This is a genomic window from Arthrobacter sp. Y3223065 (assembly GCF_059090885.1).
Genome location: NZ_JBNHGC010000003.1, coordinates 113,540 through 130,815, shown reverse-complemented (window position 1 = coordinate 130,815; position 17,276 = coordinate 113,540). Strand labels below are relative to the sequence as shown.

Here is a 17,276-nt window from a genome sequence, read left to right as displayed (position 1 = left end):
CCTGGCGGCAGGTCGCGAGGACCCCTGATCTGGATGCCAAGGGGTCATGTCGGGCGGGGTCCTCGAGGACGGGGGCACGCGGCGGCAAGGGGTCGCGTCAGGGAGCCAGCGGCTGGCAGTGCGGGCAGAAGTAGATGTCTCGGAGGTCCGCGCCCGTGTTGCCCTGGAGGTCGTGGGCTATAGGCGTACCGCAGCGCGCGCAGGGGCGGCGCGCCCGGCCGTAGACCCAGAGCGAACCGCCCCGGGCAGGGGCGCCGGTGGTGCTGCGCATGCCGCGGTCCTTGTTGGCCTCCAGCAGCTGCTTGGCCTTCTGCACCATGCCGGGCAGATCCGGCACCTGGGCCACCGGGGTCGACGGATGCACCCGGGCGAGGAAGCAGACCTCGCAGCGGTAGATGTTGCCGATCCCGGCGAGGTTGCGCTGGTCGAGCAGCGCCAGTCCGATCGGGCGGTCGGGCTCCTGCCGCAGCCGCCGCAGCGCTTCCGCCGCGTCCCAGTCCGGCCCGAGCAGGTCCGGACCAAGATGCCCCACCAGCGTGTCCTCGTCGGCCCGCGGCACCACGTCCAGCGCCGCCAGCAAGAAGCCGACGGCCGTCGTCGTCCCGGTGGTCAGGATGAGGCGGGCCTGGAAGGCGGGCTTGCGCCAGCGCTCGCCGGGTTGGTAGATCTGCCAGCTGCCGTCCATGCCCAAATGAGAGTGCACGGTCAGCGCGCCCACCCGCATCAGCAGGTGCTTGCCGCGTGACCGGACGTCGTCAATCGTCTGCCCGGACAGGTCCAGCGTGGCGTAGCGCGGCACCCGGAAATCGCTGCGGGTCAGCTGCTGCCCGGCCAGCGCGCCGTGCAAACGCCGAGCCGACCGCCAGACGTTGTCGCCCTCAGGCACGGAACCTCAGCCCGCGCGGAGTGGAATAGAAACCGGCGTCCATCAGTGCGCGGGCCAGCGGCGTGTCCAGGATGGTGGAGCCATTGACCTTTTCGACGGCCATCTTGTCCGCGGCACCTCGACGGATCACCTGCACCAGGGCCCGGGCGCACAACGCCAGCGCCTCCTCGTCCTCGGTGAAGGCCAGCAGCGTCTTGCCGCCGCGTTCCGCGTAAAGGGCAAGCTCTCCGTCCACCAGGACCACCAGCGCGCCCGCCTTGCGGCCGGGCCGGTGGCCGGAGTCCTGCGGCGGCCACGGCAGGGCGGCCCCATACGGATTGGCCGGGTCGGTCGCCGCCAGCGCCACGGCCGACGGCGGCTGCTCACCGAGCTGCGCATCGCGGCTGAAGGAACGCAGCCGGTCAACGGTGGGGGAGACCGCGAACTGGGCCGCCCCGAGGTGTTCGATGAAGTAACCGCGGCGGCAGCGGCCGGTTTCCTCCAGTTTGCCCAGCACCTTGTACATCAGTCCAAAGCCGCCCGGGACGGACTCGGCGGCCACCGAGCCGCGGGTGACCACGCCGTAGCGGTCCAACAGCAGTTCGGCGGTGGCATGGGCGCGCACGGTGGCATCGGCCTCCGGGGCAGGCAGCAGCGACCAGCGGCCCGCAACGGTCGGTGGCGCGCTGCGCGGCTGGCCGGGACCCTTGCCGGTACCCGCCCCGGCGCCGCCGGGTTGCAGGCCGGTCCCGTGCAGTCCGTGCAGGCGTCCGATCCGTCCCAGCCGCGCCGACCGTGCCCGCGGCGGCGCATTGCGCTGCCGGTGCGAGGTGGTCCCGCCGGCCAGCAGCGAACGCACCGGGGCGAACGTGTCATTCGTGATCCGTCCGGCCCACAGCAGGTCCCACAGCGCGCTGCTGACGGCGTTGTCCCCCGGTTGGGTGCCGTTGGCCGCGAGCAGGTCGGTGAGCTGCCGGAAGAAGTAGGCGCCGCCGTAGCCCCCGGTTCCGGAGAGCGCGTTGAGCAGTTCGTACTGCAGCACGCTGGGTTCGAAATCCGGCTGCGGGTTCAGCGTCAGGTGGGCGGCGTCGGCCACATGGAGGCTGATCCAGCCGTCGTTGCCGGGCATCGACCCGGCGCCGGCGATCAGGATTTCGCCCGTGGCGGTCAGCTCGTCCAGCATGGCGGGGGCGTAGTCGCTCACGCGCGAGGCCAGGATGAGCGGCTCCCAAGCCGACGCCGGGATGGGTACCCCGGACAGCTGGTCCACCACCGTGACCACGCCGTCCAGTCCGCGCAGCTTCGCTCCCACGTTCTGCCAGGTCGGCAGGAACCGGCCATAGGTGGCGGGATCAACCGGTTCGACTTCCTTGCGCAGGGCGGCCAATGACCGGCGGCGGATCTTGCGCAGCACCTCGACGTCGCACCATTCGGTCTGGCGCTGTTCCGCCGGGACCGGTGCAGCCGCATCGGCCGTACCCTGGGCGCCGCCCTCTGGAGCGGCCGGTGCGCCGCCGGGGCGGAACTCGCCTTCGACCACCCGGCCGTCTTTGAGCAACCGCAGCAGCGCGGTATGCACCACGGCAGTGCCCAAACCCAGCCGCCGGGCGCATTCGGCGGCGGTGAAGGGGCCATGGGTGCGGGCGTAGCGGCTGACCAGGTCGCCGAGCGGGTCGGCCACCGGCTCGATGAACGCCAGCGGCACGCCCACGGGCAGCGGCACGCCGAGTGCGTCGCGGAGCCGCGCTGCGTCTTCCACCGCCGCCCAGCGCTCGGCGCCGGCGACGCCCACCTTCAGGGCGCGGTTGGCCCTCGCCAGTTCGGCGACCAAGGGTTCGACGTCGCCGATCGCGACGGGCGCGCCGGCCGCGGGGACCGATCCGTCGGCCGATCCGTCCGCCGAACCGGCAACCGGGCCGTTCACCGGTTCGGCGGGCCGGACGCGGGCGGCGATCTCCGCCGTCGTCAGCGGTCCCAGCAGCCGCAGCAAGTCGGCGATGCCCTCCGGGCCCCGCACCTTGCGGTCCTCGGTCAGCCGCTGCAGCTCCTGTTCGGTCCGTTCGATGATCCCTTCGTCCAGCAGTTCACGCAGCTCGGCCCGGCCCAGCAGGTCGTTGAGCAGGCCCGGGTCCAGCGACAGCGCCGCGGCCCGGCGCTCGGCCAGCGGGGAGTCGCCTTCGTACAGGAAGCTGGCCACGTAGCCGAAGAGCAGCGAGCGGGCGAACGGCGACGGCTGCTGGGTGGTGGTCTCCACCAGGCGCAGCTCCCGGCGGTCGATCCCGGCGGCAATCTCCTTGAGCGCGGGCAGGTCGTAGACGTCCTGGAGGCATTCGCGCACCGTCTCGAGGATGATCGGGAACGTCGGGTACTTGCGCGCAACGTCCAGCAGCTGGGCGGAGCGCTGGCGCTGCTGCCAGAGCGGGCTGCGCTTGCCCGGGTTCTTGCGCGGCAGGAGCAGGGCGCGGGCGGCGCATTCCCGGAAGCGGGTGGCGAAGAGCGCGGAACCGCCCACCTCCGCGGTGACGATCTGGTCCAGTTCCTCGGGATCGAAGAGGAACAATTCGGCGCCGGGGGGTTCGTCCTCCATCATCGGCACCCGCAGCACAATTCCGTCGTCGGCGGCCATGGCGGATCCGTCCAGCCCGTACCGCTGATGCAGCCGGGCGCCGACGGCCAGCGCCCAGGGCGCGTGGACGGGCATGCCGAACGGGCTGTGCAGGACCACGCGCCAGTCGCCGAGCTCGTCGTGGAAGCGCTCCACCACCAGGGTGCGGTCGCTGGGAACATCGTTGGTGGCCTGCTGCTGCTCGGCCAGGTAGGCCAGCAGGTTCCCCGCAGCCCAGTCGTCCAGCCCGGCGGCGGCGAGCCGTTCGCGGGCCGGCTCCTCGGCCGTGCCGGACAGTTCCCGGACGAAGCGGCCCAGCGCCCGCCCGAGTTCCACCGGCCTGCCGAGCGAATCGCCCTTCCAGAACGGCAGCTTGCCGGGCTGCCCGAAGGCGGGGGAGACCAGCACGCGGTCGTAGGTGATGTCTTCGATCCGCCAGCTGGTGGCGCCCAGCGCGAAGACGTCGCCCACGCGGGACTCGTAGACCATCTCTTCGTCCAGCTCGCCCACCCGGCGGCCGCCGCGGTTCTTCGCGTCCTCGGAGCCCACCAGGTAGACGCCGAACAGCCCGCGGTCCGGGATGGTCCCGCCGGAGGTCACGGCGAGCCGCTGCGCGCCGGGCCTGCCGGTGATGGTCCCGGCGATCCGGTCCCAGACGATCCGCGGGCGCAGCTCGGCGAATTCGTCGCTCGGGTAGCGCCCGGTCAGCAGGTCCAGGGTGGCCTCGTAGGCGGAGCGCGGCAGCGTGGCGAAGGGCGCGGATCTGCGCACGACGTCGAACCATTCCTCCACATCGACGGCGCCGAGGGCAGTGGCGGCCACGGTCTGCTGGGCGAGGATGTCCAGGGGATTGGCGGGGATGTACAGGGGCTCGATCCGGCCGGCGAGCATCCGCTCGACCGTCACCGTGGTGTTGACCAGGTCCTGCCGGTGCTTGGGAAACAGCACGCCTTGCGAGACCTCGCCGACCTGGTGCCCGGCACGGCCCACCCGCTGCAGGCCGCTGGCCACGGACTGCGGGGATTCCACCTGCACCACCAGGTCCACGGCACCCATGTCGATGCCCAGCTCCAGGCTCGACGTCGCGACCACGCAGCGCAAGCGCCCGGACTTGAGGTCGTCTTCGATCTGGGCGCGGGCCTCCTTGCTGACCGAGCCGTGGTGGGCGCGGGCGAGGACGGCGTCCGCGCCGGACACCGAACCGGCCTGGGCCATGATCTGGGCCGGCGGCTTGGTTTGGGTGCGGGAGCCGGAGTCGGAAGCGGGACCGTTTTCCGCAGGACCGTCATCGGCGGCGGCGGCGCCCCAGACATCTCCGCCGGACAGCGGGAGGGACTCGCGTTCGGTCCAGATTTCGTTGAACCGGGCGGTAAGCCGCTCGGCCAGGCGGCGGGAGTTGGCGAAGACGATGGTGGACCGGTTCTCGGCGATCAGGTCCACGATCTTCTCTTCGACGTGCGGCCAGATGGAGGCCGGCTGCGCGCCGGGCCCCAGTTCCTCCTGGCTCGGCGAGGCCAGCGCGGTCATGTCCTCCACCGGCACCGTGACCGTCAGGTCCCACGACTTGCGGGCGGGCGGGGCAACGACCTCCACCGGGGAGTTGCCGCCCAGGAACCGGGCCACGGTATCCAGCGGTTCGACGGTCGCGGAGAGGCCGATCCGCTGGGCGGGCCGCTGCAGCAGGGCGTCCAGCCGTTCCAGGGTGACCGCCAAGTGTGCGCCGCGTTTGGTCCCGGCCACGGCATGCACTTCGTCGATGATCACGGTGTCTACCGACGCCAGGGTCTCCCGCGCCCTGGAGGTCAGCATCAGGAACAGCGATTCCGGCGTCGTGATCAGGATGTCCGGCGGGTGGGTGAGCAGCCGGCGCCGTTCGTTGGCTGGGGTGTCTCCGGAACGGACGCCGACGGTGATGGACGGGGCCGGCAGGTCGAGCCGTTTGGCGGTCTGTGTGATGCCGATCAGCGGCGCGCGCAGGTTCCGCTCCACGTCCACACCCAGCGCCTTCAGCGGCGAGATGTACAGTACCCGGGTGCCGCTGGACTCCTCGCGGGCGGCGCGTCCCCGCTTGGGTGCCGCTTCCGGAACCGCGACGGGAAGTTCGGCCTGCGTCTGGGCCCTGGAGATGAACGTGTCCAGCGCCCAGAGGAAGGCCGCCAAGGTCTTGCCGGAACCGGTGGGCGCCACCACCAGGGCGTGGGAGCCGGCGGAAATGGCGTTCCACGCCCCGGCCTGCGCGTTGGTGGGCGCGGCGAAGGCACCGGCGAACCACTCGCGGGTGGCCGGACTGAAGCGTTCGAGCACAGACGTCGTCATACCGATGTCTTGAGCCTAGCGGCCGGCACCGACGGTGTGCAGTTCCCGGTGTGCAGTTCGAAGAGTGGAGAGGCGGCTACGGGGCCTGGAAGGTGCCCACGGTCATCAGCACCACGGAGTCGTCCGAGCAGCCGACCGTCTCCTGCTTCGCGACGACCGATTCCTTTTGGTTCGGCGGGTAGACCCTGACCCCCGCCACGTCCGTCAGCCCGCATTCCTCGCCGTAGTTCTGCGCGTTGGTTTGCTGGAGCTGCGCCCCGGCGGTTCCGCCCGGTTGCAGCGTGACGGCCACCGCCTCTGCCTCCGGGTCCCGGTCGGCCGGTGCCCCCACCTGCTCGCCGTCGGCGTCGAGATAGGAGACGCCCGGGTACCCCTGGAGCGTGCAGGACTCGCCGCCGGTGTTCGTCAGTACCAGCGTGCGGTAGACACTCCCGGCGGCCCCGGCGCCGGCCTTGGTTTCGATGGCCGCCTCCAGCTGGCCGGCCCGGCAGGAATCGTCGGCGGCGCTGCCGCCGGCCTCCGGGGACGCGGTGGCGCTTCCGGTTTCGGCGGTGCTTCCGGCTTCCGGGGCGGGTGCAGCCGACGACGACGGTGCGCTGTCCGCGGGGGCGGAAGACGCAGGCTGGGTGCCGGGTTCCTGAGCCGGTTGCCCGCATCCGGCCAGCAGCAGGGCGGATCCAACGAACAGTGCCGCGGCGGCCGGGCGTATCCCGAAACGATTCATCATGATAATATTAAACACCCGCCCAGTCGGTTATCGCTTGGGACTCCTGCCGGCCCGCTGACGATCGATGCCGGGCTTTCAAGGTCAGGCCTTCCTGCGGGTGCGGGCAAGAGCGGTCACACCGGCCGCCAGACCCAGCACTCCGGCGCCGAGCCCGGCCCAACCGGCCACCGCTGCCGCGCCGCTGCCTGATGCCGCGGTGGTCCCGGCGTCGGGAGCCGCACCGCCGTCGTCGTGCCCTCCGTGGCTGTTGACGGGTGCTTCGCCGATCACGAACGACGGCGCCGGGGAGTCGAGCTCATGGGGATCCTGGCCCTCCGCGGGCAGCTCGGCCCAGTTGGTCTCCCCCTTCTCGCAGGTCTGAAGCGTGGGGAAGGCCAGGCTCTCGCCGGGGGCATCGGGCAGCAGCACCTGGAGCTGCAGCGTGTCGCGCAGCCCGTCTGCCACCGGTTCCTTGGCCGTGTAAACAATCTGGCTGACCCGTTCGGTGACGGTGGCTCCGCTGTCCAAGGTCTTGGGGGCATCGAAGGTTTCGGTCACCTTTTCGACCTCCCAGTTGGGGTGCGCGGTGGGCGTGGCGTCCACCAACTGCTCGGGCAGCGAGATCGCAACCTTCGTGGTCGGAGAACCCTCACACCCATGCGCGAAGGAGAACGTCAGCACAGAGCTGCTGCCGGCGGCGTTGTCCTCGGGCGTGACGCCGACATGCGCGGAGGCTGCGCCGGCGCCAACAAGCAGCAGGCCCGCCGTGGCGCCGGCGGCCAGTACGGAGCGAAGGGCAGTGCGGGGAATGGTAGTCAATGGAGTGCCTTTCAGGAGGCGCCGGGCCGCGGCCGGATTCGCAGGGGAGGGTCGCGGCGACTGCCGTCCACCGGCCGAAGGGCACTGCGCTCGCCGGTCATTCATGGTGGTAGGGCCTCCCGCCGGCGATCTCCTGGGCGCGGTAGAGCTGCTCCATGAGGATCAGCCGGACCAGCTGGTGCGGGAAGACCAATTTGGAAAGGGACCAAACGAAGTCGGCCCGCTGGTGGATCGAGTCGTCCACCCCGTACGCCCCGCCGATGATCAGGGTGACGTTGCGGGAGCTGTCCAGCGGCTGCTGGAGCGTGCGCGCCAGCGTGGGCGAATCGATGTTCTTGCCGCGTTCATCCAGCAGCACCACGAAGTCGTTGGCGTGCTTGCCGCTGAGCTTGGCCAGCAGGGTTTCGGATTCTTCCTTGCGCGCCGCGTCATGCTCGCGGGATGAATGCGGGATCGGCTGCCAGGTGACGTCGAAGGGCTTCTTCATCCGCTTTTCGTAGCGGTCGATTCCCTCCGCCACCCATGACTCGTGTTTGCGGCCGATGGTCAGGATGCGCAGGGTCATCCGGCTGACCCGGGGAACTTGCGGACGGTCAGGATCTGGGCGGCGCGGCCCACCGGACCCTGTTCGTCGAACAGTTCGGTATCCGTCAGGCCGACGCCGTCGGCGCCGAAGGTCACGCGGGTGTCCAGGCCCGTCCAGTCGCCCTGCGGCTGGCGGAACAGGTGGATGGTCAGGTCAAGGTTGGGGAACATGTACTCGCGCGGGTCCTGCCGCACCGCGATGCCGTTGGCGGTGTCCACGATGCTGACGAAGCGGGCCAGCGGGTGGCTGTCCTCGCCCTGCACCAACGGGTGCAGGGTCCGCGCCCAGACTGTCCGGTTGCCGGGACCGAGGTCCGCCGCGGTGCGGAACTCCGTGGCCCGGATAAAGCCGCCGTCCCAGACGCTGGTCATGGGCGCCGGGGGACAGCCATCGGGGCCGGGAAGAGGCCGGCTGAAGTTGCCGGCGACATCGGCCGTATCGCCGGTGACCAGCCGCCAAGCCTGGGCGCGGATGGCCGTGCGGCCCTGCGCGGTGAAGGTGGCCTCCAAGAGTTCGATTGTCTTGCCCGGTCGAAGGACCCGGGTCTGGATCTCGAACTCGCCGCCGTGGATGATGCCCAGGATCTCGAAACTGATCCGGCTCATCACCATCTCGGGGCGGGGATGGTTGCGCAGCAGTTCATGCACGATCAGGCCGGAAGCCGGTGCCATGTGCTGTTCGTGGTCGTTCCACGCGCCTTGGGAATGCAGCGTGGAATGGAAGCGCCCGCCGTCCAGGCGGACGTAGTAGGCGTCCGGAACTGCACTTCCATCGGCGCCGAGGTGCTCCGTGGCGGCAGCGCGAGCAGTGGTGGCAGTGGCGGCGGTGGCGGTGGAATCAACCATGCCACCACTCTAGCCAAAGCCAGCGGGAGCCTTCCCTTCCGGCACAGCGGGCTCAACGCGGCCATGCCGGGACCGGTGCCCTTGGATCAGCGTTGGCCCACAGGGCGGGGATCGGCCGGGGGTGTCGGGGCAACCGGCTTGGCCGGCGGCGCCCAATTCAGGATGGCGGGCGCGCCTATCGCGTCACAATCAGCGGGCTCGGGCCGCGAGGGCTCCTGGGGCGGCGTGGGCTTTTCGGGCTGCTGCTCCTCCTTGTCTTCGTTGCCCCTGTTCTCTTCGGCTTCTTCCACCGCCTTCCGGTACTCTTCCAGCGCCTTCTTGTACTCCTGTTGCGCCTTTTCGTACTCCTGCTGCGCGTTCTTGTACTCCTGCTCCGCGTTCCGGTTGTCCGCTTCGCATTGCGCCAGCGCGTTCCGGTAATCGGCCCGCGCATTGTCCTGCTGGGTAAAGAATGCCGAGCGCTCCGCCAGCGCCTGCTGGTAGACGGCGTATTCGGCCCAGTAGTCGTTCCACCGCGCCGCGATCTTGTTCCACTCCTTGTTCACCTTGGCGACCGCGGCGGCGTAGTCCTTGTACTCCTTCACATCGGTCCGGTATCGGTCGTAGGCGGCCCAATAGTCCAGCACGCTCTGTTGCCATTTCCTGGCGCCGGCGGCGAGTTTCGACTCCGTGGCGTGGACACGCTCCCGGTTGGCGGCGGCTGCTTCTCTGGCGTCGAAAGGCACCGGGGACATGCCGGTGAACTCCCAGCCGCAGCCGGGCCCGGTGGCGTCCTCGGTCAGCAGGTGGACCTTCGCCGACCTGGCAGGCTCTTCCGCGGGGCTCTTCGGCGGCCGGGGGAGCTCCCGCGCCTCCGGCATCAGAGGCCAGACCGGATAGACCGGCACGGCCGCCGGCTTGGCCGGCTTGACCTTCAGATCGGGCGCCGGGAAGGAGACGGCTTCGTAGTCGGCGTCGGCCGGTGCCTTCGGCAGCGGGATGGCGCGGATGGACACAGTGCTGGTGACCGTGAGCGGTTTGTAACCGGCCGTCGACCAGGGGGACCGGGCGGCGTCGCCGGCTGTGGATTCCTGGTCGGCGCAGACGTCCGCGAGCGCGCCCGCCAGCTTCTTGTCCAGTTGCTTGGCCAGTTTCTCCAGCGGCGCGGCTGCCTCTCCCACCACGAAGGCCAGCACGTCCCCGCGCCGGAAGGTGAGCACCTGCATGGCGCCGCGGCCGTTCTTGGTGGTGTAGGCCCGGTGGGCCTGGACGCCGGGGCCGTCCAGTTCCTCGCCGCGGACACCGATCGCCGGCCCGGCGCAGTCGGCCGCGTTGTCCACCAGCTTGTCCATCGCTTCGGCGCCAAGGCCGGCGGTGTAGGCGGCCGCGAGCACCTGCACGCTCTCGTTGCCCACCCTGAATGAACGCGATAACGCGACCGAGGGAGCCGTACCGATGTCACACGCATAGGGCACCGGCAGCGCAACTCCGCGCTCCAGCGGACCCTCCGGTTTCCATTTTTTGGGCGGTTCGCCCAGCAGCCCGGTCAATGAGGTGGAGGCAGGGCTGTCGGTGAGCACCGCGCTGATCGCCGCCGGCGAGGCAGGTTCGGCAACCGCCGGAGCCTGCTCCTTGGTAAAGAACATCGGCATGCCGGATGCCTGCAGCGCCGCCAGCCCGGACCCGGTGAGCGAAGCCAGGCAGAGCGCACCGGTCGCCAGGGCAAGAGCCGGATGTTTCTCGAAGGTAGACATCGTGGCTCCTTACGACCCGTCGGGAACGGTGATGGCGGTGTTGCTGCCGGCACTGAGCGTGACGGTCACTTCCTGCCGGAACGTCAGCCTGCTGCCCGGCGGTGCCGACTGTGCGGTGACCACGTCCTTACCCACCCGGGGGTCCGGCTTGGCCGTTTCTTTCCCGATCACGGGCACCAGATTGTTGCGCAGTAGCACCGTGATCGCCTCGTTGACGCCCAGTCCGCGCAGGTCGGGCATGGACCGGGACGCGGCAATGCTGGTGGTCAGCTGGTCGGCCTCGGGCATCGGTTCGGCGGGCAGGCCCTTGTGCAGGCCTTCCATCGTGTCCTTCCACACCGGGCCGGCCAGTTCGGAGCCGGTGAGGTCGTAGAAGGTTTTGCCGTAGGCATGCACCTTCTTCAGCGGGTACTGGGCCCCGCCGCGGGGGTCGCCGAGCCACACCGCCGTCGCATACTGCGGGGTGACACCAACGATCCAGTTCGCGGCGAAGTCATTGGTGGTGCCTGTCTTCGCTCCGGCAGGGCGACCCTTCGGCATGCCCAAGGCGCCCAGCGTGCCGGCCGGGTGAAACGGTTCCTGGAGCGCGTCGGCCACCGTGGCCGCCACCGACGGATCGATGGCCTGGTGGCAATTCGAGGCGGGGACCGGGAGCTTCTCCCCGGTATCGCTGCGGATGGCGGCGGTGATGGTGACCGGGCGGCACAGCACCCCGCCGCTGACGAAGGTGGAGTAGGCGTTGGCCATCTCCAGCGGGGAAATCTCGTAGGAGCCGAGCGCCAGCGATGCCTCCCGCCCATGCAGCTTGTTGGCGGGAATCGAGGTGATGCCCAGGGTTTCCGCGAACTCGGCGACTTCCTTTACACCGGTGCGCTCGATTAACCGCACAAAGTAGATATTCACCGAAGCGCGCACGGCCTGATAGGCGTCGATAGAGCCGTAATTCTCGTAGCCGTAGTTGTGGAAGCCGCCCGGCGGGTTATCCAGCGCCGAGTAATAGGGGCCGTTGGCCAGCAGCTTCTGGCGCGGCGAAATTCCCTGGGACAGCGCCGTGGCGAGCACGATCGGCTTCATCGACGACCCCACCTGGAAGGCGCTGTCGGCGAAGACCACCTCGGTCTTGCCCTTGCCCTCGCCCCAGGAACGGTTCTGCGCCACTGCCGTAACGTGCCCGGTGCCGGGTTCGACGACGGCGGTGCCCAGCGCCGCGCGGTTCTTGTTGCCCATCGCTTTGCGCACCGCTTTTTCCGCCGCGTCGATGGCCCTGCGGTCCAAGGCCGTGGTCAGGGTCATGCCGCCGCGGGAGAGCCGGTCCCCGCGTTCTTCCTGGGTCTTGCCGAAGGCAGGGTCGGTGAGGATTTCATCCCGGACCAGATCGCAGTAGAACGGGTACTCGGAGCCACCGCAGCCCGAGGGCACCGATCCCAGGTCAAGGCCGAGCCCGCCTTCGCGGGCCGCTGCGGCTTCTTCCGCCGTGATCGCACCGTGCCGCTCGAGCACATTCAGCACCGTGTTGCGGCGGTCGAGCGCGCGATCCGGGTACTTCACCGGATCGTAGTGGACCGGTCCCTTGAGCAGTCCCACGAGCAGGGCCGACTGGGGCAGGGTGAGCTTGGCCGCCGTCGTATTAAAATAGATGCGCGCCGCCGCCTGGATTCCGTACGCGCGGTTGCCAAAGTAAACGGCGTTGACGTACATGTTGAGGATCTGGTCCTTGTTCAGGCGTTTCTCCAGTTGGACGGCGTACTTGGCCTCGCGGATCTTGGCGTTATACGTTTCGCCCACCGCCACCGACTGCTCGGTTTCATCCCGGGCATTGTTGACCAGGATGTTCTGTACCAGCTGCTGGGTAATGGTGGAGCCGCCCTGGCGCTCGCCGCCCACCGAGTTGCTCACCATCGCGCGGGTGACGCCCATGGGGTCCACGCCGTGATGTTCGTAAAACCGGGAGTCCTCGGTGGAGAGCAGCGTGTCCAAAAACGTCGGCGAGACCTGGTCCAGGCCCACGTCGATCCGGTTCTCGCTGTAGAAGCGGGCAAACTCCTTGCCGTCCTTGTCCAGCAGGACCGTATGCTGCGGCAAGGCGGTGTCCAGCGGAAGCTCGGCGGGCAGGCCTTCCCACAGGTCCAGCACGGAATCCGTGGCTGCCGAGAAGGCGATGGCTCCCGGGGCCATCAAGGATCCGGCGCTGAGCGCAACGACCGCGACCGCACCGATCCACCCGGCGAAACGTACAACGACGCCGCGCCTGCGCTCCGGTTGGCCCGTCTGCTGCAGCAGCTCGTCCAGCCCGACGGTGTCCTTCCGACGGCGCCACCACGGTTTCGCCCCGCTCCGCATGTGGGCGGCGACCCGGCCCGGAGGAGCCGGTGTTTGCCCGGCAGTTGGTGTTCGGGCGTCGCGGATCCCGCCGCCCCCTGGATCACGACCCTCTTGCTCCACCCGTAGCCCCCGTCCCCCTCAGCAGGGCCCGGACGTCCCCCGACGCCACCACTGGAAACCTGCAGACGAATTACCTCAAGGAGGCGGCTTTCGTGCGCCGCCGCGACCAGTGAGGTGGTCTTAGCGTACGGCTAATCGGCCACGACTCAACCCCTTTTTCCGACGCTTTTCGATCGCTGTCGAAATGTGACACGGGCATCATTTTGTGATGGATGTGAGAGGCCGGAATGCGCCCGAAAGCATTGACAGGACCGCTCTCCGGCACTAGCGAAAGCTGTCCCGTCGAGGCTTCTGAGCGAGAGTTACGTGTGTGCCGTCGGGCGCAGGGACCGCGCCCGCGGTAGGCCTTGACGGTGGCCAACTGGTGCAAGGTATCCAGCCGCCCCGGTTTTCAGATCGAAGCCAATACTCTGGTCGCTGTGCCGCTTGTTCGCAGGGCGGCTGCTAGACCACCCGCTGGTGAACCGAGACCGACCCTTCGGCGTGTACTAACACCGGTTGCGGAACTCCCTGCAGGTAAACCAGGAAATGATCGCCGTCCTGCTTCCGGTGGAATGCGGTCAGGACGCCGACATGCTCGTCCCCGTCGGCCGTGGTCACTGAAACAACCCGGCCAATGGCGGCGGGCTTTAACGTCTTGGCAGGAATGGCCATTGTCTTACCTTCTGAAGCCAGGGAAGTGTATGGGCCAAGGCTACGCCCGCTGCCCCGCTTCAGTAGGGCGTTCAGCGCGACAACCGCCCAGCTGAGTCCGGGTTGGTGTGGGCTCGCGGCGAAGGGGTTGTGGACGTGTGCCGGATAGGCGACAGTGATAGGAATCCGTACGCGCCGGATGAGGGCGCCGGTGAAGTGCTGGCCGTCGACGCCGACGATGCGGACAATGTTCAGGACCGCCTGACGATTCCCTGGTAATCCGTAACCAAAGAATCTCCGGATCAGGAGCAGTAATGACTGAAAACGTTCAGCCTGCCGACGAAGGCGCCGTCAGCGAAAACATCGAAGAGTATCAGCAGGATGACAGTCTTACCCCGGCCGACCGCATGGACCTCATTGCCAACGCCGTCGCCGCGGACGAGGACGCCGAGCGGGCGGACGAATCCCGCGACCAGGTGCAGGACGAAGGACCCGGCGACTCTCCGTAAAGAACCTGCGGCACGCTCAGGGACGGTCGAGCAGCCCAAGTAACAGCAGCCCGGAGCTACGGCGACCAATCTGGCGCCGACAACCGATGTGGCGTCGACCGTGAGGCTGCTGCATCGCTCGGCGGCCCGCCACCGAAGTCCCTGGTTGAGATAATGGCATTATCAGGAGCAGGTCCGCCTCTCAGGGATTGAGGCAGCCGCCTTGACTTGAGGAAAGCAAGCACCATGATCGACTCCGTGCGGGCACCGAGTCACGGGCACCCGGTCGCACTAAACCGGGACCAGCTTGAGGGTGCCGCTGAGACACTGCGGATGCTTGGAGAACCCACGCGGTTGCACCTGCTATTGGTCCTGACCGCCGGACCAGCGTGTGTTGCGGAGCTGGTTGCGGCGACGGGATCTGCCCGCACCATCGTGAGTCAACACTTGGCAAAGCTGCGCCTCAGCGGCCTTGTCAATGCCCGCAAGGAAGGGCGCAAAGTCATTTATTCGATTAGCGACAACCACCTGAACCGGTTGATTCAGGAAGCCGTCAACCACGCTGGCCACACCACGCCCGGGCAGCCCGAGCACGACTGATGACAGGCGCCGACCCGGACAAGCCGCTCGGCGTTCCATCTCCTTTGCCCTCTTCCCGCTGCTGCAAAAGCCGAGCGTAGACCGCGCCGACGCGCCGCTATGCGGGCACCTTTGAGGAGCCGAAGCACTCCCGTTGACACTGGGTAATTAGGGGGTGGAAAATTCTGGACATACCGATAGGTGCGCAGTTGCGGGGATGTTGTTTGCAGCGGCGCAAACCTTCGTCCGGGTCTTCCCTGGTGGCGCTGAGGCAACCATCGCGTTGGCGCATCTCGCGATCTGACGCGGGCGACGCCGAAGGAGGCGTTCTATGGACGCGAAGGATGGATCTCGGGGCGCGGTTACCTTCCTCAACACGCATGAGGCGGAGACCATCGATGCGCTGGCCGGACTGATAATACCGGGGTCGGAGGACGATCCGGGGGCTCAGGAAGCCGGAGCGGTTATCTATATTGACCGCGCTCTGGCGGGCCCTTACCGGAACCTGCAGAAGTTGTACCGTGCCGGCCTGGCTGCCCTTGATGGCAGTTGCGTCCAGCGACAGGGGCGTACGTTTGTCGAGCTTGACGACGGAGAGCAGAATGCCGTCCTGGAACAGCTTGCAGGGAGCGGGCTGGATAGCGCGGTGGGTGCAGAACGCGCGGAATCCGACGGGGCGGAGACGACCGACCTCGGATTGCTGCCGTATTTTTTCGCGGTGGTGAGGCAGCATGTGGTTGAGGGGACATTCGGAGACCCCGTCTACGGGGGCAACAGGAACGCCGTCGGGTGGCGTTTACTGGGATTTCCGGGCGCCCATTGGGGGTACGGCGAAGGCGAGATGGAATACGGGTTTGATGCCTCGGCCCTGCCTGTCGTGACCCTTCAGGACCTGCGGCATGAGCGAGAGCAGCGTAAAGGAGAGCCGGACCATGGCTGAGCGTGCGGACATTGTGATCGTCGGCCTTGGGGCAGCCGGCGGGGTTATGGCCAAAGAGATGGCGCAAGCAGGCATGAGGGTTGTGGCCCTTGAAAAGGGCCCGCGCTACGTGGATGAAGATGTCGAGGTCAAGCACGACGAGCTGCGGTACTTCGTCCGGCAGGAAATTTCCCCCAATATGGTCAGCGACCCGGTGACGTGGCGGCCCTCCAAGGAGGGTGCCGCAAGCGTTTTACCATGGTCGGCCGGACCACTCGCGATCGGCCCTTTGTTCGTGCCTCCCTCCATCGGGGTCGGCGGGGGGACGATCCACTGGGCCGCGTGGGCGTGGCGGTTCCGCGACGCGGAGCTGCGCCTGCGGACTACGCTGACCGAGCGTTTAGGCGCGGAAGCTGTGGCGGACACCGCCATCGTTGATTGGCCGATGGGCTATGACGAACTTGAACCGTATTACGAGCGCGCCGAGTACGAGATCGGAGTCGCGGGCAAGGCAGGTAATCTCAACGGGGAAATTCAGGAGGGCGGCAACCCGTTCGAACCGCCGCGGAAGCGGGAATATCCCATGCCGCCGCTGCGCATGACGGCGGGCGACAAACCATTTTCGGAGGCAGCGAAGCGGCTGGGCCTGCACCCCTTCCCTGCTCCTGCAGCAGTCAACTCCGTGGAGTACCAGGGAAGAAGCGCTTGCGTGTACTGCGGATTCTGCCGGGACTACCCCTGCCACGTTGGCGCAAAGTCCAGCAGTGCGGTCGCCCTCCTTCCGCAGGCTCTCGAAACGGGCAACCTCGAGATCCGCCCGTATTCGCGGGTTTTTGAGGTAAAGCGGGATGCGACCGGGCGGGCCTCCGGTGTGCGATACATCGATCTCGTGCGGGAACAGGAACGCGAAATCGACGCCGACTACGTCGTGCTCTCGGCATACGCCCTGGAGAACACCCGGCTGCTATTGGCTTCGGGCATCGACGGAAACGGCGTCGTCGGCAAGTACTTCATGACGCATAACTACGGCTGGTTTACCGGCACGCTTCCGGACTGGACTAACCCGTTCGCCGGTCCGGCGGTTGCGACCAGCGTGGTTGATGACTACACCTCCGAGCTCGTCTCCGGTCACGGTGCGGTCTGGGGCAGCCCGATTATCGGCTTTGGCGGGGATGTGCAGCCGGTGGAAGCCACCCGGAATATGCCGGACTCGGCACCGAAATTTGGGCAGGGGTTCAAGGACTGGATGCGGGAAAATTACCGGCGTACTTTCAGCATGTACCACCAGACCGCGACGTTCCCCCGTGAAGAGTTCTTTTGCGACCTGGATCCGAAGGTTAAAGACGCGTTCGGTCAGCCGGCGCTGCGGATCACCCACGACTGGACGTCGCGCGACGAACAGGACGTGGAGTTCATCATCGGCAAGAAGCGCGAAATCGCACGTGAGATGGGAATGCTTGAGTGGTGGGAGGCGCCGACCGCGCCGCCTTACCATGTGTCCACCCACGAGGTAGGTACCCATCGGATGGGCGACGATCCGGGCACCTCGGTTGTGGACCGTTACGGCCAATGCCACTCCGTGCCCAACCTCTTCGTTCTCGGTGGAGGACAGTTCCCCACGTACGGCGCCTATAACCCCACGCTGACGATCTATGCGCTGGCCTATATGGCTGCTGATCATCTTCGGGCGGAGACCGGGGTGAAGGCGGGCGCCGAAGTTCCTCATCGCTGAAAGGTTGG

Annotated in this window: 13 protein-coding genes; 4 read left to right on the top strand and 9 right to left on the bottom strand. The window is 68.0% G+C overall.

Annotated elements, in window-relative coordinates; genetic code table 11:
• Positions 1-97: 97 nt before the first annotated feature.
• From AC5RUK_RS09215 to AC5RUK_RS09175, 9 genes are all read right to left on the bottom strand, one after another.
• Positions 98-886, bottom strand: coding sequence for an Fpg/Nei family DNA glycosylase (locus AC5RUK_RS09215; RefSeq protein WP_493988792.1), 789 nt, complete (start codon positions 884-886; stop codon positions 98-100).
• The gene (locus AC5RUK_RS09210) at positions 879-5,786 is read right to left on the bottom strand and encodes an Lhr family helicase (RefSeq protein ID WP_494151974.1); all 4,908 of its coding nucleotides are present in this window, start codon (positions 5,784-5,786) and stop codon (positions 879-881) included. The genes AC5RUK_RS09215 and AC5RUK_RS09210 overlap by 8 nt, the downstream gene beginning before the upstream one ends.
• A gap of 76 nt (positions 5,787-5,862) precedes the next feature.
• Positions 5,863-6,513, bottom strand: a complete 651-nt coding sequence (locus AC5RUK_RS09205; protein WP_494151973.1) for a DUF4232 domain-containing protein — start codon at positions 6,511-6,513, stop codon at positions 5,863-5,865.
• An 81-nt stretch (positions 6,514-6,594) separates the two neighbouring features.
• On the bottom strand, positions 6,595-7,311 hold the full coding sequence (locus tag AC5RUK_RS09200; protein WP_494106709.1) for a YcnI family copper-binding membrane protein: 717 nt from the start codon (positions 7,309-7,311) through the stop codon (positions 6,595-6,597).
• A 97-nt stretch (positions 7,312-7,408) separates the two neighbouring features.
• Positions 7,409-7,876 carry a 23S rRNA (pseudouridine(1915)-N(3))-methyltransferase RlmH gene (gene rlmH, locus AC5RUK_RS09195; protein ID WP_494106708.1) on the bottom strand — a complete coding sequence of 156 codons (468 nt, stop codon included), beginning with the start codon at positions 7,874-7,876 and terminating at the stop codon, positions 7,409-7,411.
• Positions 7,873-8,742: a thioesterase family protein gene (locus AC5RUK_RS09190; RefSeq protein ID WP_493988797.1), complete on the bottom strand. Its 870-nt coding sequence runs from the start codon at positions 8,740-8,742 to the stop codon at positions 7,873-7,875. The genes rlmH and AC5RUK_RS09190 overlap by 4 nt, the downstream gene beginning before the upstream one ends.
• An 86-nt stretch (positions 8,743-8,828) precedes the next feature.
• Positions 8,829-10,475: a hypothetical protein gene (locus AC5RUK_RS09185; protein WP_494151972.1), complete on the bottom strand. Its 1,647-nt coding sequence runs from the start codon at positions 10,473-10,475 to the stop codon at positions 8,829-8,831.
• A 9-nt stretch (positions 10,476-10,484) separates the two neighbouring features.
• A complete protein-coding gene (locus tag AC5RUK_RS09180) occupies positions 10,485-12,815 on the bottom strand; it encodes a transglycosylase domain-containing protein (RefSeq protein WP_494151971.1) in 2,331 nt (776 codons plus the stop codon).
• Between the two features lie 546 nt (positions 12,816-13,361).
• Positions 13,362-13,571, bottom strand: a complete 210-nt coding sequence (locus AC5RUK_RS09175) for a hypothetical protein (protein WP_493988800.1) — start codon at positions 13,569-13,571, stop codon at positions 13,362-13,364.
• Between the two features lie 293 nt (positions 13,572-13,864).
• Between AC5RUK_RS09175 and AC5RUK_RS09170 the strand changes: the two genes are divergently transcribed.
• The 4 genes from AC5RUK_RS09170 (at position 13,865) to AC5RUK_RS09155 (ending at position 17,268) form a co-directional block, all read left to right on the top strand.
• On the top strand, positions 13,865-14,059 hold the full coding sequence (locus AC5RUK_RS09170) for a hypothetical protein (protein ID WP_493988801.1): 195 nt from the start codon (positions 13,865-13,867) through the stop codon (positions 14,057-14,059).
• Positions 14,060-14,284: 225 nt separating this feature from the next.
• The gene (locus AC5RUK_RS09165; RefSeq protein ID WP_493988802.1) at positions 14,285-14,638 is read left to right on the top strand and encodes an ArsR/SmtB family transcription factor; all 354 of its coding nucleotides are present in this window, start codon (positions 14,285-14,287) and stop codon (positions 14,636-14,638) included.
• Between the two features lie 310 nt (positions 14,639-14,948).
• Positions 14,949-15,557: a gluconate 2-dehydrogenase subunit 3 family protein gene (locus tag AC5RUK_RS09160; RefSeq protein WP_493988803.1), complete on the top strand. Its 609-nt coding sequence runs from the start codon at positions 14,949-14,951 to the stop codon at positions 15,555-15,557.
• Positions 15,517-17,268 (top strand): GMC family oxidoreductase, encoded by a 1,752-nt coding sequence (locus tag AC5RUK_RS09155; protein WP_493988804.1) that lies wholly within the window; start codon positions 15,517-15,519, stop codon positions 17,266-17,268. The genes AC5RUK_RS09160 and AC5RUK_RS09155 overlap by 41 nt, the downstream gene beginning before the upstream one ends.
• Positions 17,269-17,276: the final 8 nt, after the last annotated feature.